At 47.4% G+C, this 20,236-nt stretch carries 18 protein-coding genes; all 18 read right to left on the reverse strand.

Going from position 1 to position 20,236, the window contains the following annotated elements:
• Window positions 1-21: 21 nt before the first annotated feature.
• Window positions 22-795: an RNA polymerase sporulation sigma factor SigG gene (gene sigG / locus DESDI_RS13505; RefSeq protein ID WP_015263175.1), complete on the reverse strand. Its 774-nt coding sequence runs from the start codon at window positions 793-795 to the stop codon at window positions 22-24.
• A gap of 57 nt (window positions 796-852) precedes the next feature.
• A complete protein-coding gene (sigE, locus tag DESDI_RS13510) occupies window positions 853-1,581 on the reverse strand; it encodes an RNA polymerase sporulation sigma factor SigE (RefSeq protein ID WP_015263176.1) in 729 nt (242 codons plus the stop codon).
• Window positions 1,581-2,495: a sigma-E processing peptidase SpoIIGA gene (locus DESDI_RS13515; RefSeq protein ID WP_015263177.1), complete on the reverse strand. Its 915-nt coding sequence runs from the start codon at window positions 2,493-2,495 to the stop codon at window positions 1,581-1,583. The genes sigE and DESDI_RS13515 overlap by 1 nt, the downstream gene beginning before the upstream one ends.
• A 320-nt stretch (window positions 2,496-2,815) precedes the next feature.
• Window positions 2,816-3,877 carry a cell division protein FtsZ gene (ftsZ, locus tag DESDI_RS13520; RefSeq protein ID WP_015263178.1) on the reverse strand — a complete coding sequence of 354 codons (1,062 nt, stop codon included), beginning with the start codon at window positions 3,875-3,877 and terminating at the stop codon, window positions 2,816-2,818.
• Between the two features lie 206 nt (window positions 3,878-4,083).
• A complete protein-coding gene (locus DESDI_RS13525) occupies window positions 4,084-4,422 on the reverse strand; it encodes a small basic family protein (protein ID WP_015263179.1) in 339 nt (112 codons plus the stop codon).
• A gap of 18 nt (window positions 4,423-4,440) precedes the next feature.
• The gene (locus DESDI_RS13530) at window positions 4,441-5,166 is read right to left on the reverse strand and encodes a cell division protein FtsQ/DivIB (RefSeq protein ID WP_015263180.1); all 726 of its coding nucleotides are present in this window, start codon (window positions 5,164-5,166) and stop codon (window positions 4,441-4,443) included.
• An 86-nt stretch (window positions 5,167-5,252) separates the two neighbouring features.
• Window positions 5,253-6,512, reverse strand: coding sequence for a UDP-N-acetylglucosamine 1-carboxyvinyltransferase (murA, locus tag DESDI_RS13535; RefSeq protein ID WP_015263181.1), 1,260 nt, complete (start codon window positions 6,510-6,512; stop codon window positions 5,253-5,255).
• A gap of 16 nt (window positions 6,513-6,528) precedes the next feature.
• The gene (gene murB / locus DESDI_RS13540) at window positions 6,529-7,395 is read right to left on the reverse strand and encodes a UDP-N-acetylmuramate dehydrogenase (protein WP_015263182.1); all 867 of its coding nucleotides are present in this window, start codon (window positions 7,393-7,395) and stop codon (window positions 6,529-6,531) included.
• On the reverse strand, window positions 7,325-8,194 hold the full coding sequence (locus DESDI_RS13545; RefSeq protein WP_015263183.1) for a hypothetical protein: 870 nt from the start codon (window positions 8,192-8,194) through the stop codon (window positions 7,325-7,327). Before DESDI_RS13545 ends, murB begins: the two co-directional genes overlap by 71 nt.
• Window positions 8,195-8,265: 71 nt before the next feature.
• Window positions 8,266-9,375: an undecaprenyldiphospho-muramoylpentapeptide beta-N-acetylglucosaminyltransferase gene (gene murG / locus DESDI_RS13550; protein WP_015263184.1), complete on the reverse strand. Its 1,110-nt coding sequence runs from the start codon at window positions 9,373-9,375 to the stop codon at window positions 8,266-8,268.
• A 778-nt stretch (window positions 9,376-10,153) separates the two neighbouring features.
• Complete coding sequence (gene spoVE / locus DESDI_RS13555; protein ID WP_015263185.1) at window positions 10,154-11,248, reverse strand: stage V sporulation protein E; 1,095 nt, start codon at window positions 11,246-11,248, stop codon at window positions 10,154-10,156.
• A gap of 22 nt (window positions 11,249-11,270) precedes the next feature.
• Window positions 11,271-12,638 carry a UDP-N-acetylmuramoyl-L-alanine--D-glutamate ligase gene (gene murD / locus DESDI_RS13560; protein WP_015263186.1) on the reverse strand — a complete coding sequence of 456 codons (1,368 nt, stop codon included), beginning with the start codon at window positions 12,636-12,638 and terminating at the stop codon, window positions 11,271-11,273.
• 23 nt (window positions 12,639-12,661) lie between these two features.
• The gene (gene mraY, locus DESDI_RS13565; RefSeq protein WP_015263187.1) at window positions 12,662-13,669 is read right to left on the reverse strand and encodes a phospho-N-acetylmuramoyl-pentapeptide-transferase; all 1,008 of its coding nucleotides are present in this window, start codon (window positions 13,667-13,669) and stop codon (window positions 12,662-12,664) included.
• Window positions 13,670-13,686: 17 nt separating this feature from the next.
• On the reverse strand, window positions 13,687-15,123 hold the full coding sequence (locus tag DESDI_RS13570) for a UDP-N-acetylmuramoyl-tripeptide--D-alanyl-D-alanine ligase (protein WP_015263188.1): 1,437 nt from the start codon (window positions 15,121-15,123) through the stop codon (window positions 13,687-13,689).
• Window positions 15,113-16,600 carry a UDP-N-acetylmuramoyl-L-alanyl-D-glutamate--2,6-diaminopimelate ligase gene (locus DESDI_RS13575; protein WP_015263189.1) on the reverse strand — a complete coding sequence of 496 codons (1,488 nt, stop codon included), beginning with the start codon at window positions 16,598-16,600 and terminating at the stop codon, window positions 15,113-15,115. The genes DESDI_RS13570 and DESDI_RS13575 overlap by 11 nt, the downstream gene beginning before the upstream one ends.
• 64 nt (window positions 16,601-16,664) lie before the next feature.
• Window positions 16,665-18,713: a penicillin-binding transpeptidase domain-containing protein gene (locus tag DESDI_RS13580; protein ID WP_015263190.1), complete on the reverse strand. Its 2,049-nt coding sequence runs from the start codon at window positions 18,711-18,713 to the stop codon at window positions 16,665-16,667.
• 52 nt (window positions 18,714-18,765) lie between these two features.
• Window positions 18,766-19,245, reverse strand: a complete 480-nt coding sequence (locus tag DESDI_RS13585) for a septum formation initiator (RefSeq protein ID WP_015263191.1) — start codon at window positions 19,243-19,245, stop codon at window positions 18,766-18,768.
• A 41-nt stretch (window positions 19,246-19,286) separates the two neighbouring features.
• Window positions 19,287-20,219 (reverse strand): 16S rRNA (cytosine(1402)-N(4))-methyltransferase RsmH, encoded by a 933-nt coding sequence (gene rsmH, locus DESDI_RS13590; RefSeq protein ID WP_015263192.1) that lies wholly within the window; start codon window positions 20,217-20,219, stop codon window positions 19,287-19,289.
• Between the last annotated feature and the right edge of the window lie 17 nt (window positions 20,220-20,236).

The raw sequence follows: 20,236 nt of genomic DNA on the forward strand, positions 1-20,236 counted from the left end.
AGGGGAGATGTTTATTCTATACTAGACGAACTTACGCATATGTCCTAAGGCTGCTTTTTCTAAACGGGAAACTTGGGCTTGGGAAATTCCGATTTCGTCGGCAACCTCCATCTGAGTCTTGCCATGGAAGAAACGCAGAGACAAAATGAGCTTTTCTCGTTCACTTAGCCGCCGTAGGGCTTCCCGAACTGCGATACCTTCTAACCAGCTGTTATCGGAATGCTTCTCATCACCGATTTGATCCATCACAAAGATGGGATCTCCACCATCATGATAAATCGGTTCAAACAGGGAAATCGGCTCCTGGATAGCATCTAAGGCAAAAATAACTTCTTCTCTGGGTAATGTAAGTTTGGCAGCAATCTCCGATACCGTAGGTTCTCGTGAACATTCACTGACCAATTGGTCTCGAACTTGCAGCGCCTTATAAGCAATGTCCCGCAGGGAGCGACTGACCCGAATCGGGTTGTTGTCCCTCAAGTATCTGCGAATCTCACCAATAATCATGGGAACCGCATAGGTAGAGAACTTTACATTTTGACCCAGATCAAAATTGTCAATGGCTTTCATCAAGCCAATGCAACCTACCTGGAAAAGATCATCCACATACTCTCCCCGATTGGTAAATCGCTGAATTACACTCAGGACTAATCTCAAATTTCCATAAATCAACTTCTCCCGTGCTTCTTTTTCGCCGCTTTGATAGGCAATGAATAATTCCTTCATTTTTGCGCTACTAAGAACAGGCAACTTTGAGGTGTTCACTCCACAGATTTCCACTTTGTTTAAAGCCATTTGAGCACCCTCCAAGCCAATTTTCTCTTGGAAGAGTATGCCCGATGGGATTAAAACTTATTCCAAACGGATGAATTCTTTCCTTAAACGGCGGATTATCCGCTTTTCCAAACGAGAAATATAGGATTGAGAAATACCCAGCCGATCCGCTACTTCCTTTTGGGTCTTTTCCTCACCATTGTCTAAGCCAAAGCGCAATTCCATAATCATTTTTTCTCGATCCGTCAGTCTAGCCATAGCTAAATGCAAAAGCTGGCGATCAACTTTTTCTTCAAGAGGTCGTGAGATAATATCATTTTCTGTCCCTAACACGTCGGATAGCAACAATTCATTACCATCCCAATCGATGTTCAGGGGTTCATCGAAGGAGACCTCCGTGCGTGTCTTATTGTTGCGACGCAGATGCATGAGAATTTCATTTTCTATGCAGCGCGAGGCATAGGTAGCCAATTTTATCTTCTTCTGAGGGTCAAAGGTATTGACTGCTTTAATCAAGCCAATGGTCCCGATGGAAACGAGGTCCTCAATATTGATTCCGGTATTCTCAAATTTACGGGCAATATACACCACTAAGCGCAAATTCCTCTCGATGAGAATATCGCGAACACTAAAATCCCCCTGCTCCAGGCGTACTAAAAGTTCGCCTTCCTCATCCGAAGTAAGTGGAGGAGGCAGCGCTTCACTGCTACCCACATAATAGATTTCATCCCAATCACCGATTTTACGTATTAAAAGGGATTTAATTTTAAAAAACCAAAGTTTGATGCGTTCTACTATCCTGCTCATTAGCCTTCCTCCGCTCCTCGAACATGCTCTGGATGCAGCAAGGCTTGGTAGGTTCTATCCGAACTAAGCCCATGCTGCACTAACGCTAAGGTTGCTTTCATTTCTTTCGGTTCCGACATGGATGTACAAACCACCTTATAGGGTCGGATGCCGAGAAGCCAACTCTTATGTCCCACCCCTTGATAGGGGATAAAGACAAAATACTTAATCCACGAGGAATCAGACTGCCAAAGCCATGGCCAAGGATCTTCTAAGTCTCGCCAAGCTCCCTGCAAAGCTGGCAACAGCTCTTCGGGCATGACCGCCGCAGCTATTTCCTCTTCCACCAGAATGACAGGGTTCCCTGTGAGAGGGTCTCGCAATTGGTTCCCTGTATCCAGTAAGGCCCTCACCGTGATTGAACCTGCCTTCCCCATTTCCTTGCTTAGATCAATCTGGAGATCATAGAGAGTAGCTCTCGTCTGGGCAGAGGATCCCAATATCCTATGCCAATACTTTTGGCTAACCCACCACAATCCGGCCCCTAAAGGCAGAATCCATAGGTTTTTCAGGCCTAAGCGCAAAGAGCTACCAAGGATACCATCGAAGCTAACCCAGCCCCACAAAGCGTAGACGAGCCCCCCAAGACCCGCTGAGACAATCCAAAATAATAGAAGAGTCTTGAGATAAGGTCGTATTCCTCGATAAGAAAAAGCAAGCCCAATCATAAGCCAAGGGACGAGAAATTTGCTCAATTCAAAAACGAACGAGGCCGGAGCATAGGCGGAGAGAATTACCGGAATTTCTCCAGCCATCACTCCGGCCGCAATTCTCTTGCCTCGGAGGGGAAGATTCAATAAGCGGGCAGCGAGGATTATAAGCAAAGCATCCATACTCCCGTTCACTACAAGATCAAGATCTAAATACCTCTCCATGACTACATTGCAGCCCTTTCCACCGTCTCTCCCAAATTATACCGAATAAGGAGAATAAAAGCTGTCGGAATAGGCGGGAATATTTAGGAAAACTAATGCGACTTCTGACAAATAATCGCGTTTGAAACCACCTGCTCCGGAAGAAGACCTGACCCAAGGCTCAGGACCTGCCCGGAATATAAAAAGGCCATGGTTTGTTGACCTTACAAGGCCCAACCATGGCTTAATTACTTAACTCATTTTATTGATTGCACAACTTTCGTCATATAAGTTAAAGGCAACTAACAGCGAACACGTCTTGAAGCTAAAGTAAAACTCACTTAGCGTTTACGACGCAAAAACTCTGGGATATCCAGCTCCTCGGCAGTGGCTGCTACGGGACGAATAGCCTCATTAGCACTCCCTCTTAACCCGACAGTAGCCGTTTTCTGTTGTTCAAATCCTGTCGCGATGACAGTCACTCGAATCTCTTCCTTCAGGCTTTCGTCAATGACTGCACCAAAGATAATGTTAGCTTCCGGATCAGCTGCCTCAGCAATGATTTCCGAAGCCTCATTGACTTCGAACAAGGTTAAATTGGAACCACCGGTAATGTTTAAGAGAACCCCTTGAGCGCCTTCAATCGAGGTTTCCAACAAAGGACTGGAAATAGCTTTACGGGCAGCATCTGCCGCTCTATTTTCTCCGGTAGCCGCTCCGATTCCCATCAAAGCTGAACCAGTGTTACGCATAATCGTCTTCACATCAGCAAAGTCCAGATTAATCAAGCCAGGAACAGCAATCAGATCAGAAATTCCTTGAACCCCTTGACGCAATACATCATCAGCAATTCGAAAAGCTTCATGAAGAGCTGTATGCTTGTCCACCACTTGAAGCAAACGATCATTGGGAATAGTAATCAAAGTATCCACCTTGGACTTTAGCTCGGCGATTCCTTTTTCCGCCTGCATTGCCCGTTTTCTTCCCTCAAAGGAGAAGGGACGGGTTACTACACCCACCGTCAGGGCCCCCAATTCTTTAGCAATCTCAGCCACAATCGGAGCTGCACCGGTTCCTGTTCCACCGCCCATTCCGGCGGTGACAAAGACCATATCTGCACCTTTTAGGACACTTATCAATTCTTCGCGACTTTCTTCAGCAGCCTTCAAACCGATTTCCGGATTAGCCCCGGCACCAAGACCCTTGGTAATCTTATTACCAATTTGAATCTTCTCTCCGGCACGTGAGAGGTTAATTGCTTGAGCATCAGTATTCACCGCTACAAAATCTACACCTTTTAAACCGGCTGTAATCATACGATTTACAGCATTATTTCCACCACCGCCAACTCCGATTACTTTGATCTGGGCGAATTGATTAAAGTCCATGTCGAATTCAAGCATTTAGCTTACGACCCCCCCGCTAGTATTAGAGCATTACCTATTCACGGTCACGTTCACGTGATAATGACACAAAAAAAACACCTATACCCGTGATAAATTCTATGGATAAGCATTTTATCCTTCTTTTCACTTCAACTTTTTTAACAGGAAATATCACCCACTATGCTATTTTAGCATGGATTCGCACCAAAAAGGGTGGTCTATCCCTAAAGTATCCTTTTTTGAAGCAAATGTCTGCGAATAATCGCTAAGTTGTTGAATAATCGGACTCCAAAGGCCACCACAGCCGCTAGGAATAGGTCAACCCCAATGCGGTCACCCACATAAGCAAGTATTCCTGCCAGCAAGATATTGGTAAAGAAACCGGAAAGAAACACCACAGAATCAAAATGGTTTTCTTGAGCAGCTCGGATACCTCCTAAGACTGAGTCCAGAGCAGCCAAGATGGCCACAGAAAGATACTTTGAGTATTCTACCGGAACCGAAAACGGACTAAACCAACCAATAACTAGTCCAAGTATGAGCCCTAAGATTGGTAACCACATTCAAGAAATTCCTCCTCATTAACGACCTATTACGGGCTTTGCGGCGGTAAAATCAATATACCTTACCCCGTTCTTAAAAGACTTATACCCATCATCATTAATCAATACATAAAGTGACTTGAGTTTATCCTCCCAGACATTCGCTTTACCTAAGCGGACTTCCACCCCATCCGTCAGATAAAGGGTGATCTGTTCAATCGTATTTACATAGACTTCCCCAATCCAAGGCTTTAACTCCTCAGGGGCTTGTCCGACTACAATTAGGGCAGCCTTAAGTCCAGGCAGATCCAACTCCAGCCCCGGACCAGCCGTATCAGGGATGGTCAATCCATTAATCACAGGATAACTTTGTTCCGGCCATCCTTCAAGACGACGGAGATAGATACCTTTGTGGTCCACCTCCACGACACCTCGTGGGACGGCTACTAGAGCAACTGGCGTTCGTTCTGTAATCTGAACGATTAGTTGATTGGGGAACTTCCTTTTAAACTCCACGAATTCCACAAGGGGATGCAGCTGCACCTTCTGGCTAAGCTGCTTTAAATCTAACATGAAAAGATTCTGCCCTGTTACATCCGTAGTTAAACGTTCAATCTCATTGGGAGTAATTTGTTTCAGACCCTCTATCTTCACTGTCTGAGTCGTAAAATGACTTGACTGAAAGAAGAAACTCAGCCCCACTACGAAAAGTATCACAAGTAATGAAATATACAGAAAGGATGTAGTCGATTTCCTAGGCTCCATGATCACTCCTCCTAGTTTCCTAGTATATCGAATACAACCCTCTCTGTCATGTTTTTCTTTTCAAGACATCTCAGATCGTGCTCTGATCAAGAGCTTACACGTTTTAGCTTGGCACCCAGACTCCGATACTTCTCTTCAAGATTATCATAACCCCGATCAATATGCCCTACCTTTTCCAGTACAGTGGCCTCTTCTGCCGCCAAAGCTGCCAGGAAAAGCGCTGCTCCCGCCCTCAAATCTGTAGCTTCGACAAAGGCCCCTTCCAGTCGCTCCACTCCGCGAATAATCGCTGCCCGCCCTTCCACAGTAATCTGGGCTCCCATCCGGCGAAGCTCATCCACGTGCTGAAAACGGTTTTCGAAGATAGTTTCTGTCATAATACTGGTTCCCTCAGCCGTCGCCAAAAGCGCCATGAATTGGGGTTGCATATCGGTCGGGAAGCCAGGGTGGGGCATGGTCTTGCAATCCACTCCCTTAATTCTACCCTTACCTTTGACGCGGATAAAATCATCTCCCACAATAATTACCGCTCCGGCCTGACGAAGCTTCGCTATAACAGGCTCCAGATGCTCAGGAATCACATTGCTAATCTCAATATCACCCTGCGTCATTACTGCAGCCACCATATGCGTTCCGGCCTCAATTCGATCGGGGATGACCGTGTGTTCAACTGGATAGAGGGTGTCTACCCCCTCAATGCGTAGAACATCCATACCCGCACCACGGACTTTAGCTCCCATCTTATTCAGGAAATTCTGTAAATCGATTATCTCCGGTTCCCTAGCTGCATTGTGTATCGTCGTGGTTCCCTTGGCCAGTACTGCCGTCATCATCAAATTCTCCGTTGCCCCAACGCTGGGAACATCAAGATAGATTGTGGATCCTTGTAACTGGTCTACCCAGGCCTCAATATATCCGTGTTTTTCTTTGACCTTAACTCCCAACTCCTGCAAACCCTTAATATGTTGGTCCATCGGGCGAGAGCCAATGGCACAGCCCCCAGGCTTGGAAATCCTCACTCGACCATGACGAGCAATCAGAGGACCTAGAATGAGATTAGAGGCCCGCATTTGGCGCATGAGTCCTTCATCGACTTCGCAGCTGCTGAGATCTGAGGCATTCACGAGAATGGCTTCATTCTGGGTATCGACACGCGCACCAAGGCATTCCAACACTTCAATCATGTGATCAATATCGGCTAAGCGGGGAATGTCCAATAAGGTGGTCTTGCCGGCAACGAGTAAGGAAGCGGCTAATAAGGGTAAGGACGAGTTTTTGGCCCCACTATTGCGAATCTTGCCTTCTAATCGTTGTTTTCCGGTAATGACATAGCGATCCATCGCCATGACAGATTCCTCCTTCTCAGTTTGGTGAGATATACCTCACCTCTGTCTTTAACTCGACACCAAACTTCGTTTGTACATCCGTGTGTATCCCATGAATCAAATTCAAAACATCCAGCGCTGTGGCGCTGCCGTGATTGACAATAAAGTTAGCATGCTTTAGGGACACTTGAGCTCCACCTATCGTTTTCCCCTTCCAGCCGGCTGCTTCGATTAATCTTCCCGCCGAATCCCCATCAGGATTTCGAAACACGCTTCCGGCATTAGGTAGTTCCAAAGGCTGTGTTACTTTTCGTTTGGCAAGATTCTCACTCATGATTTGACGAATCGTAGCCGAGTCACCCGCCTTAAGGCAGAAGACCCCTTCCAACACAATGGCCTGATCCCTTAGGGAACATTCCCGATAACCAAATTCAATATGTTCCTTCCCAAGTCTTTCAACCTTACCCTCTCGGTTAATAATCTTCACTTCTACCAAGACATCTTGGATACTTCCTCCGTGGGCTCCGGCATTCATCACTATCGCCCCGCCCACAGTCCCGGGAATTCCGCGAGCAAATTCTAATCCTGTGTATCCGCATTCAGCAGCATCTTGAGAAAGACGGGCTAAGGAATATCCCGCTCCCACTCTAACCTGCGACCCACCCCAAACGCATTGAGCCACGCCCGTACTGATTATCGTAACCCCCGTTAGTCCCTCATCAGGAAAAAGAACATTCGATCCGCGACCGAATAGCCGAACAGGTATCTCTTTTTCGTGACAAGACAACCACACCGCCATTAATTCTTCTTCATTTTCAGGCCAAAAAACTGCTTCAGCCAATCCCCCGATTCGCCATGTATTCAGGCTTTTCAGAGGAAATTGGCGTTCGACCCGTCCCTTCATTCCTTGTAATACCCCATGCAAAATCATCAGCATACCACCTTATGTTTTCCCTAGGATCAATACCGAGGAAGATATTCAGATTCACATCCTGGATGCGCCGAATCGTATCCCAAGGCACTCCTATTCGCAGTGCTTGTAGCACTATGGAATATATTATATCTTCCTTGGCATTATCTTCACTGGGCAAAATACAACCCAGATACTCGTAATGCTTCTGATCCCCATAGAATTCCACCCGATTTTCCCGACGAATCCAGCAACTCTCGGGAAGAACCGACTGTGGACGGCGTCCAAAAGCCTCACCGCCTAAGCAATTCTGTAACCACTCAGCAGAAATAACCCAATGAAGGCCATTGCCGATTCGTACATCCCATTGCCCTTCTTCCTTCTGCCACAACAAGGAAGGTTCGAACCCTGCCTTATTTAAGATCCTCCATAAGAAGGGTTCTTCTTCAGATTCAGTGTGAGATACTGGCAGAAGGATCTCTTCCGCCCAATACCTATGTAGAAATTCCGTAAGTACTGTCTGCATAAGTCCTCGAGAAAGGCCCCATTCTCGATAGGGATCTTCCGGTGGGATTCCCGGCCAATAGAGAATTTCTGTAGGCCCAACATCAGCTAATCTATAGGATTCCTCTTCTAGGCCTGAGGATGAAAAATCCGCCAAGTCCATCGGAGTCTCCGCTGAGGTTTCTCTGACGATTACGTTTCTATGTAGGGCATTCAGCAAGCTAAGAATTCCTTGCCAGCCTTCAAACCCTCGGGGAACGAGAAGTAATATTTTTTGCTTAGGCCACATAACAAACCCACTCCCTTCCTTCTGACTGTCATATGTTATGCAAGTAAGTCAGAAGGTGTGAAAGAAGAGGATTATTTCCAAGCAGTGTCCAGGCAAACCTTGACAATTTTCTCTAGCGCATCCGGTTGCCCTGACTTCCGAGCAGAACGAGACATCTCTGCTAATTGCTCAGGGTTTTCCGCCAGGCCTTGAATCACTGCCCAAAGATTCTCACCGGTTAAATCCTGATCTAGAATCACACGAGCTGCGCCATCCTTTTCCAAAGCCCGCGCATTAAATTCTTGATGGTTTTCGGCAGCAAAGGGGTAAGGAATAAGTATCCCCGGTTTACCTGCCACCATGATTTCCGCTAAGGTCGTAGCCCCAGCCCGCCCCACGAATAAATCAGCACAAGCCAGTGCTTCAGGCATAGCCTTAAGATATTCTAATATCCGCCAGTTCTCTCTTTGCCACTGAATTCCTTCAGCCTTTAAAGTCTCCACAGTCTCCTGATAGGTTGCTTTGCCTGTAGCCCAAATCACTTGAATCTCCGGATGATTTGCTAACTGCCTGAGTACCTTAGGCATGGCTTGGTTAATACTGCGTGCACCCCGACTGCCTCCTGTCACGAGCAAGGTCAAATGCTCAGGACGTAATCCCAAACAATCTGCCCCTTTTTGCCGGGATATACTTCCGATCTCGGGACGCACCGGGAGACCGGTTAAGATCAATTTCTTGCGCACACCAAAGTGAGCAATGCTTTCCGGGAAGGTTACCATCACCTTGCGCACAAAACGGGTGAGGATTTTATTGGTGATACCCGGCAAGGCATTCTGTTCATGAAGCAAGGTCGGAATCCCAAATAAGGCCGCGGTCAATACCACAGGCCCTGATACATATCCTCCGGTTCCGACAACGAGATCCGGTTTATACTTCTTGAGAATCTCTTTTGTCTCCCACAAGGCCTTGATTGTTTTGCCCCCTACCTTGAGCGTATCCAGGCTAATTTTGCGGGGAAGCCCTTGCCCCGACACCCCTTTAAAGCTAATTCCGGCTTCAGGAACTAGGCGTGCTTCCATGCCTTCTCGTGTACCCACATAGAGGATTTCACTATCCGGTACTTTGGCGAGAATCCCCTTCGCAATCGCTAGGGCTGGGTAAATATGGCCGCCTGTTCCTCCACCTGTGACAATCACACGCATGGAATTGTTGCTCCTTTCGTTGGTTCGCGGTTCTTGGGTCTTCGTTTCTTGGAATTCTTTTAAGTATTGTCTCCAGGATTTTGCTATACGCGGTCACTCCGTAAGCTGCGCGGACCAATCTAATCGCTCAAGCCCTCCGCTCCGTCCGGTTCCCGCCCAAATCGCTCCTGCTCAATGGGCGGTTGGAAACGTCCTGTTTCCAACCCGACTCCGCTGCGTGCTTTTCGCGAAGATTGGTTTCCGCTCGCTTAGAAGGCGTTCCCTGCTGTATATCAAAATCCTTGGGTCTTCTTTTAAGTATATGCTCGAGTTGCCTTTGGGGTACTGCTGATGAACTGCAAAGAATCCAATATAACTGCAAGAACCCCAAGAACTCTTTAAAGCTGCTTAGAACTTTTCACAAGAATTGCCAACAAGAATCTCATGCAAATCTTGAAAGTATTCTCCAGCCTTTCTGCGAAGTGAGTTGCGATTACAGAAAGCGAGGTTTCTACGGGAGCAGCCCGCAAACTTGGGCTAAACTGCACCCCAGACAGCGGGGCGGGCAACATGGATGTTGCACGCCGCCTAGTGAGCCAGGGATGGCGATTTAGGCAGCGAAATCCGGATGAGGATTTCGGCCAAGCCGCACGCCACAAAGGATGACCTATCGGCGCAGGTTACCCGCCCGCTCGCACGAGGCAGTTTGGCCCTTAGTTTGCTCTGCGAGCGTAATTTCCGAGCGTCTGTAACGCAACTCTATTGCACAAAATCTCTCGAAAGAATGTCCCAGTCGACTTTATCGCGACTCCCGCGAAATATTCAACAGCACCCCAACTCCTACCATTGTAAATACCAGCGAAGTGCCTCCATAACTTAGAAAGGGTAACGTAATTCCCGTGACCGGGAGTACACCGCTGACCACGCCCATATTGATCATGGCCTGGATGGATACCATTGAAGTGAGGCCAACTGCCAGAAAACCGGTAAAGGGGTCCGGTGCCCCCATGGCTACTCGAAATCCTCGCCAGGCAAACAAGAAGAAGAGCAAAATTACGATGGTGGCTCCCACAAAGCCCAGTTCTTCCCCTATCATGGCAAAGATAAAATCTGTATGATTTTCCGGAAGATAGAGGAACTTCTGCTTGCTTTGCCCAAGACCTAGGCCGAAAAGGCCTCCCGGTCCCAAAGCTAGCAAGGCTTGAATCGTCTGATATCCCTTGCCAGAAGGATCTGCCCATGGATCCAGGAAGGCGAAGATGCGATTCATTCGATAAGGTGCCGTGGCAATCGCCGCCACGACCAAAGCGATACCTGCGCCGCCCAAAGCCACAATATGGCTTGCCTTGGCACCTGCCGCTATAAGCATAAAGAAAGTCGTACCGGCAATGGCGAGAGTTGTCCCCAAGTCGGGTTGAAGCATAATGAGCCCTGCCACAAGGCCAAGCAGACCAAGCACAGGAAGCAAACCTTTGCGAAAAGATTTTATCTTATGGGGGTCAGCCGATAAGATACTGGCCATTACCAAAACCATGGTTAATTTAATAACCTCTGACGGCTGGATCGACAAAGGACCAAGACCTATCCAGCGGTCAGCACCATTAACTCGACGTCCGATTCCGGGTATCTTAACCATAATTAAGAGGACAATAGCCATAATGAGGGCCGGTTTTGCCCATCGGCGCAATAACTGCAAATCAAAGCGCATTGCCAAAATCATCGCCACTAACCCAATGGTAACCCAAATCACCTCCATCTTCAAAAAGTGATAAGGATCATCATACATCACATATCCTTTAACTGCACTCGAACTATAGACCATGACGGTTCCTATAGCAAGGAGCGCTAGGATTGCTCCCAGTAGGACTAAATCAGGGCGACGACGTCTTGGCATTTCAAGTTCCCCCTTTGACAATTTAAAAAATGGGTTCCCTATAATGCCTACGCACTAACTCCTTAAAGAATTCCCCTCTTTCTTCATAACTCTTAAACATATCCCAACTTGTACAAGCCGGGGAGAGTAAGACAACATCTCCGGACTTCGCTTCAGCTATGGCCAGCTCCACGGCTTCCTCAAAGGTTCTCGCCCGTAAATAGCGCTGGATTCCTACGTCTTGAGCAGCGATTTCCATCTCGTCAGCAGCTGCACCGACAAGAACAAGACTTTTGACTTGTTCCTTCACAATTTTCATAAAGTCGTGGAAATCAAGGCCTTTATTTTTGCCCCCGGCAATCAGGACGATCGGCTCTGCAAAAGCATACAAAGCTTTTTCCGCTGCATCTGGATTGGTCCCCTTCGAATCATTGATATAGAGGATCCCTTCATATGTTCCTACGACCTCTTGGCGGTGCTCTACCCCTTTAAACTCTTGAAGTCCTTGGACAATCTGTTCCCAGGAAAGTCCCAATTCCCTGACAGCTGCTATGGAGGCTAGAATATTTTCCAGATTATGATTACCCCGCAGCAGCAGTTCTCGCCGGTTCATAATGGGAGTAATCTTCCCCTTCTCCGCAGAAACAAGCTCATCCCCTTGAACACTATAGCCATTCTCCAGAAAGCTGGTGGGGCTAAAAAAGATTACCCTACCTTTTAGATGAGATGCTAACTCGCGGACACGGGTATCATCCCAATTTAAGATTGCACAGTCCTCAGCTCTTTGATTTTCAAAAATCCGAGCTTTGGCTGCCAGATAATTTTCTATCGTTCCATGTCGATCCAAATGATCGGGAGTCACATTAAGTAGAATTCCAACATTCATGTGCAAGCTATCGATATGTTCTAACTGAAAGCTCGAAAGCTCGGCGACCACAATTCCCCGGTCGTTCAACTCATCTACCTGATCGCTTAGAGCAACGCCGATATTTCCTGCCACTATGGTAGGACGGCCTGTTTTTTTCGCTAACTCACCGATGAGTGTTGTCGTCGTTGTTTTTCCATTTGTACCCGTAACACCAATCTTAAAGGCCGGATGGTCTCGCAAAGCGAGTTCGACCTCACTCCAGATTTGTGCCCCTTGACTGATACCCACTTGGATAAAGGGAAGTGCAGGGGAAACCCCAGGCGAAAGTACGACAATTTCAGACTGAACCTCATCCCATTCAGGTATACGACCTAAAATAAGTTGTCCCTCTGTTAAGCCCACTTCGTAAACACCCTTAAGTTTGTCGGGTTCTTGGCGATCCGTTAATTTCACCCTCGCGCCCAAGGCCTTAAGCCTTTTAACTGCAGCCAACCCGCTTCTTCCGGCGCCCACAATGAGTACTTTTTTAGCTTCTAAATTCATGATTCCACCCTCTTAGGAGATAATTATAGTATCCCGGCAAAATAGGCGATAACTCCTAGCACAGCACAAAGTAGAGAGACTAACCAAAAAATGATGACGACTTTCCACTCATGCCAACCCACTAATTCATAATGGTGATGCAAGGGGCTCATCCGAAAGACCCGCTTTCCGGTAGTCTGGAAAGAGATAACCTGAATGATAACCGAGATGGCTTCTATGACATAAACACCACCAAGGATAAGTAGGATTAGCTCTGTTTTTGTCAGCACTGCTAAACCAACCAATGCTCCTCCTAACGCCAAGGAGCCCGTATCACCCATGAAAACTCGTGCAGGAAATCTATTGAAACGCAAAAAGCCAAAGCAACCGCCCGCTACAGCCGCGGCAAAGACTGCGAGGTCAGATTCATAAGCCAATACGGGCACCCTACCCCCTTGTGTTGTCGCCAGCCAAGCTATACCCACATATCCCAGCGCAGAAAACAAGGTCGTTCCCGCCGCTAAGCCGTCCAGCCCATCGGTCAGATTCACCGCATTGGTAATCCCCACAATGATTAAGGCAACAAAAGGATAATAAATCAGACCCAATTCGAGATGTATCGTGGTAAAAGGGATGACGAGATCGGTCCCTCGGCCTAAGTAGCGATTAGCCGCCCACGTAAGGAGGAAAGCTAGAGTAAATTGTCCTATTAATTTTTGATAAGCTCTTAGACCTAAGGACCTATGCATGACTACCTTGATAAAATCATCAATAAAACCAATCAGGCCATACCCGAGCATTGAACTGACAACCAAAACCATTTCTAAAGACGTTGGTTTTTCAGCAATAGTCAGAGCGCTTACCACAATTCCCACTAAAAAGATAATGCCACCCATAGTGGGGGTACCCGCCTTGGCAAGATGCCGTTTGGGGCCTTCCTCACGAATATTCTGGCCGAACTTCAACACCCGTAGAATAGGAATCAATAACGGCCCAAGAATTAATGTGATAATCAGTGCTACGGCAGCAGCCAAAAAAATACGTTCAGACATGGAATATATTCCTTCCTTTACTCCAAACCTCTACGAAGTGCTTCTGTCACTTCTTCCATCTTCATACCACGGGAAGCTTTGATTAAGACCCAAGTGCCTTGACTTAATTGGGCGAGCACTTCTTGCGCCTTCTTTATCGCTCCTGCTTGTTCTGGAAAAGAATAGACTCTCTCAGGAGACAACCCTCTTGCAATGGCTCCCCGAGCAATTTCCTCGGCAAGTTTCCCTACGGTGATAAGTTCAGAAATTCCCAAGTCGGCTACAGCTTGCCCCACCTCATAATGACCTTCCCGACTAGCCTCACCTAGTTCGTACATCTCACCTAAGATGGCTAGGGTCGATGCTCCTCCTCTTTCTCGCAAGACTTGCAAGGATGCCTTCATAGAGGTCGGATTAGCATTATAAACATCGCTAATCAGGGTGCTTTCATAAATTCCCTGCTGTAGCTCTAACCGCATCCTAGACAACTCCATCGTCGCTAAACCCTCACATCCCTCTTGAAGAGGGACCTCTAAGAGCAGTCCTACACTGAGGGCAGCCAAAGCATCAAGCACGTTATGCTCTCCCGGTAGTGGCAAATCAACTTTTACCGGCGAAGTGAGAACAGGGACCTGGCTCCGGTTTTCATTTTCCACGGTGAAGCGAGTGCCTAGGGTTCCAAAGGGGGTTAGCTTCAGGCCACGGAGGTCCGGCTTATGGAACTTTCCGCCTAAGCCATAGAAAAATTGGTGAACAGAGCTTTCCTGGGCGAGTTTCACACTCCACTCATCTTCACTATTGAGCACAGCGAATCCCTCGGGAGGAAGTGCTTGGATTAACTCCCATTTAGCTCGGGCAATGTTCTCTTGAGTACCTAATAGCTCCAAATGAGTTGTGCCAATATTGGTAATGACACCGATATCCGGACGAGCAATACCACATAAAAAGGCAATTTGCCCTAATCCGCGCATACCCATCTCTAAAACGAGGATCTCCGTGTTCTCCGATGCATTCAGGATGGTCATGGGAACACCAAGCTCATTATTCTGATTCTCCAGATTCTTATGAACTCGGTATTTTTGACTGAGCACTGCAGTTACCATATCTTTCGTGGTGGTTTTGCCATTGCTACCGGTGATAGCTACAACCTTGGCTCCCAATTGCCGGACCCAGGTTTGGGCTAGGGATTGCATAGCAATAAGGCCCAAATCCACTTGGATCAGCGCTTTTCCTTCAGGGATACTAATTTCAGGTCGGTTCTTTAAACGTTCTTTCTCGGCAACTACTACACTAGCGCCTTTTTGCCAAGCTGCTTTTATATAATCATGTCCATCGACCTTTTCACCCACTAGGGCAAAAAAGATATTACCGTCCTTAACTAGGCGGCTGTCAATACAACAACCATGAGCTTTAGCTTGGCTATCTCCCCTCAATTCCCCCTCTAGTAGGGTGGCAATCCATTGGCTATCCCACATAACCCAGCCTCCTCAAGGCTTCCCGGGCGACTTCCCGGTCATCAAAGGGCAATACTTCTTTGCCGATAATCTGATAATCTTCATGGCCTTTTCCTGCTATGAGCACCGTGTCTCCTTCTTTAGCAAGAATAAGGGCGCATTCGATAGCCTCCTGACGTTTGACATTAGCTGTATAATCAATTCCTTCTATCCCCTCAAGGATATCTTGGATAATCTGTCGAGGGTCTTCGGTACGAGGGTTATCTGAAGTGACAATGACGTGATCACTGAGTTGTTCAGCGATAGCACCCATCTGTGGTCGTTTCCCCTTATCCCGATCCCCTCCGCAGCCAAATACCGTAATCAAGCGTCCTGGCGTAAATTCCAAAGCAGCTTGGCAGACATTGGCCAGCCCATCTGGAGTATGAGCATAATCCACAATCACTTGAAAGGGCTGCCCCATCCTTATGCTCTCAAAACGTCCCGGTACACCTTGAACATCTGCCAAGGCCTTTTTGACAAGTTCCGGGCTACGGCCGCTTTCTACACCCCAGGCAAAGGTTGCTAAAGCGTTATACACACTAAACATACCGGGTGTTGCATAGTTCACTTGCTCTGTCTGACCTTTGAAGTGAACTGTAAAACGAACCCCATGAGCGGTTAACTCAATATCCGACGCCCGATAATCGAGATGAGCAGCGTTCACCCCATAGGTTATTACGGGAGCAGTCGCAACCTTTATTAATGTCTCTGCTGCCGGATCATCTCCGTTCACAACGCCGATCTTCGGGCTTTTAGCTCCAGTAAGGCCGCTAAAAAGTTTTGCTTTCGCCTGGAGGTATTCCTCCATTGTTTTATGATAATCTAAGTGATCTTGTGTCAAATTAGTGAAAATCCCCGCATCAAATTCGCATCCCCTAACTCGGCCTAAGTCTAGAGCATGGGAGGACACTTCCATGACCGCCAGTTGGACTCCCTCGTCCACCATTTCCTTCAGCAGCTTCTGTAGATCAATAGCTTCCGGAGTAGTGCGGTTTCCCGGTAACTCTCTTCCGGCAATGCGGGCCCCAAGGGTTCCGATTAAACCTACCTTTTTCCCTTCCTCGGTTGCAATACTCTCGACCAAATAGGTAATGGTGGTTTTTCCGTTGGTACCCGTTACGCCGATGACTTCCAGCTTATCAGCAGGATGATCATAGATATTGGCAGCGATTTCGCCCATGACCTCGCGTATATGCTTTACTTGGATTTGCGGCACATCCAAAGGGAGAACCCTTTCCACCAGTAAGGCTACTGCTCCTTTTTCGATGACTTGGACTGCGAAGTCATGACCGTCCACATTCATTCCAGGAACACAAGCATATAAATCTCCTGGCTGAACCTGGCGAGAATCCATAGAAATCCCTCGGACCAAAGTTTCTTGGTCTCCGGTAATACTCATTATTTCAATGCCAGATAAAATCTCGGATAGCTTTTTTTGAACAGACTTCACCCTCATCACTACCTTTCAACTCTAGTATAGACAGTATAAATTTATTGCAATCATGGACGTAGTTTGTTCATTACTCACTCAAGGGTAGTCTCCAGGGCATTTGCAGTAGGGCTGGAATATCCACATCCACTTCCTCTTCGATGGCCCACCAATTTCCTGTCGTCGGGGAACCCGCCTCTGAACCAAGATAGACCAGAACAGATGACTCCGCTTCGACAAGGGAATCCGCATGTGGGATTTGATCCAGAACAATACTACCGCTTCCTTCGGTCATAATCTTGAATCCAGCTTTCTTAAGCGCCTTATCGGCTTCGGAGTAAGTAAGACCCAGTACGGAAGGTACCTTAACAGCTTTCTTAATAGGAGGAATAATCATATCCAGCCGTGGCTTTCCAAGTGTTAAGGGAGCTTTCATATCCATCTCCACATTCAAGTATTTCAAGGAATCCAACAAAACTCCTCTTACAGGTGGAGCTGCTACTGAACCTCCATAGAAAGGCACACCATCTATCACGCAAAGAATGGCCAACTTTGGATTGTCCGCTGGAGCAAAGGCTATGAAGGAAGCTACATACTCCCCTTGGATATACGCGCCATTAGCTACTTTTTGAGCGGTCCCGGTCTTTCCTGCCACCCGATAGCCAGGCAAGAAGGCCCGATATCCCGTGCCATTGGTTACCACAGACTCGAGCATCTGCCGAGCTGTTTTGGATGTCTCTTCCTTAATTACACGATGGACTTCTTGGGGCTCAAATGACTCAACCACTTTCCCGGTGGGGCCCACAATTTCTTTGACCAATTGAGGCTTCATCAAGGTTCCGCCATTAGCCACTGCTGAAACGGCCGTTAGCAGCTGAATCGCAGTTACATTATTGGTTTGCCCGATGGACATCGTGGCTAAATCCAAGGCGGTGGCTCGCTTCTTATTGGCTAGAATCCCCACAGCCTCCCCCGACATCTCGATTCCCGTCTTCTTGCCAAAGCCAAAATCAGCAAGGTACTGATAGAATTTATCCGTACCCAAACGCTGCCCCATTTCTACGAAACCCGGGTTGCAGGAATTTTCGGCCACTTGTGTAAAGGTCTGACTTCCATGTCCCCCATGCTTCCAGCAATGGACCGTTTTACCGAGGATCGTGATGCCACCTGGATCAAAAAAACCACCATTTGGGCTAATTTTCTTCTCTTCAAGAGCAGCTGCTAAGGTAATAATCTTGAATGTCGACCCCGGTTCATAGCCATTTTGAATAGCAATATTGCGTCGCGTACTTTGTTCATAATTCTGGTAATAATTCGGATCATAAGTAGGCGCTGAGGCTAGTGCCAAAACCTCCCCTGTATTGGGATCCATGACAAGGATGGAGGCACTTTTCGGGGTCTGCCCATTCATATTCATACCTTGTCCGGACATTAATTTCTGCAGCTCACGCTCGGCAAAGGCTTGGATATTTTTATCGATGGTCAATCGCACCGTATTCCCGTTTTTGGGTGTAACATACATCTGATTGGCAAACGGTAAGGGAATGCCATTGGCAGCAAATTCCGTCAAGACGGCCCCCGGCACGCCAATCAACGCAGAATCCCTAGTCAACTCTATTCCTTCCAACCCCTGGTTGTCAATCCCTGCAAAACCAATAATATGGGCAGCTAATGTCCCATTGGGATAATAACGCACACTATCTTCGGTAACGCCGATCCCAGGTAACTCTAAGGCCCGGACTTGAGCAGCAACCTCTGCTGTGACTCTTTTTTTTACATACTCTAGGGCCGATCGCTTGGTGATTTTCTCAAGCACCTGCTCTGGCTGCATTTCTAGTATTCCTGATAAGGTGTGAGCGATTTCTTCAGCACGTTTCGAAGATCTTACTTGAGCCGGAACAGCAAATACTGTCTCCGTGCTTACACTCATAGCGAGAACGTCCCCATTGCGATCCTCAATATTACCTCTTTTGGCGGCAACCGGCACCCCTCGGTAATGGCTTTCATCGGCCTTATCGCTCAGAATTGCCCCCTGAGCTAATTGCACAAAGGCTAGCCGGACAACTAATACCACCAAGAAAGCACTTACACAGAGAAAAAGAAAAGCGATACGTTTACGCATGACAACATAAGGACTCAATGTCCCACCCCCTATTCTAGGGCGTCACCGTAAACTCTACCGCTTTTGTTTATTATCGTTGTGTGGAAGCAAAAAAACTGGTAAATTTCTGCGATATTTGCTCGAGTGCAGAAGGTTCTTGTACAACCTCTTCCTGTGCGGCTGGAGTTGACTGGACGCCCATTTCTGTCTTGGCGACAGGCAATGTTCCAGCCACATAGACCGTTCCCGCAGGTTTTTCCATACCCATGGCAAGTGCCGCACTTTCAATCCGGCTTACGGAACGCAATTTGTCCACTTGCGCTTCTAAGAGATCATTATTAGCCTCAAGGGCTGTGATCTCTCTTTGCATTCCCCGAATTTGGGCTCCCTTTACCACCGTGAGATTAATGGTTTCCACAGCAAATATAGTCGCAAGGGTCACCACTAAACTTAAGATGAGAACACTTTTCCAGTGAGAACGGGGCCTCTGGCGACGGACGGGCCTTTTCGCTTTGCGGGGTAATTCCTCTATGGGCTGTTCCCATTCCATTTTTTCCTGCGCTACTACCAAAGGTATTCCTCCTCCGTTCTCTTTATACTTCAAATTCTACTTCATAGTTTTTCTGCTATCCTCAGCTTGGCACTGCGTGCTCGAGGGTTAGCCTCAATCTCTTGGGAACTAGGCAAAATTGGTTTTCTATTGATTAAACGCGCTAAAGGTTTTGCGTGACATTGACAGATTGGGAAACTGGGGGGGCAACTGCATCGCCCTAACCAAGAGTTCATCTTCTCTTTCACAATGCGATCTTCCAAGGAGTGAAAAGTTATGACTCCAACCCTCCCACCGGGGGCGAGACAGGGTAGAACCTGATCTAAGGTCCTTTCCAAAACTCCCAGTTCGTCGTTCACGGCAATTCTAAGGGCCTGAAAGGTTCTTTTCGCCGGGTGAGGCCCTTCGCGGCGAGCCCCTGCCGGAATCGCCTTTTTAATAATATCGACTAACTCCCCCGTTGTCTCAATCGATCCTTGCTCCCGAGTGTTAACGATAAATTCAACGATTCTTTTCGACCATTTCTCTTCTCCATACTTCCAGAGGATCTCCGAGAGTTGCTCTGGTTTCCACTCGTTGACTAAAACCTTCGCCGATACAGGATTCTGCGGATTCATCCGCATATCCAGTTCGGCGTCCTGCATATAACTAAATCCCCGTTCAGCCTCATCCAACTGAGGAGACGATACCCCAAGATCAAAGAGAATACCTTGAACAGGCAGAAGCTCAAGAGCTTGAAGTGATTCCTCTAGGGATTCAAAGTTGCGATTGACCAGAAAAACCCGAGGATCTTCCTTAAACTTTAGGCGTGCGTTGTCGATGGCCAAAGGATCTTGATCTAAACCCACTAGTTTGCCAGCGTTGTTAAGTTGAGACAATAGCAAGGCGCTATGTCCTGCACCCCCTAAAGTGCAATCCACATAGGTCCCGGAGGGATCTTTGACAACCCCTTCAACAGTTTCTTTTAACAAAACCGTAACATGATGAAATTCCAAAGCATTCGACCTCTTCT

Source organism: Desulfitobacterium dichloroeliminans LMG P-21439 (assembly GCF_000243135.2).
GTDB classification, from domain to species: domain Bacteria; phylum Bacillota; class Desulfitobacteriia; order Desulfitobacteriales; family Desulfitobacteriaceae; genus Desulfitobacterium; species Desulfitobacterium dichloroeliminans.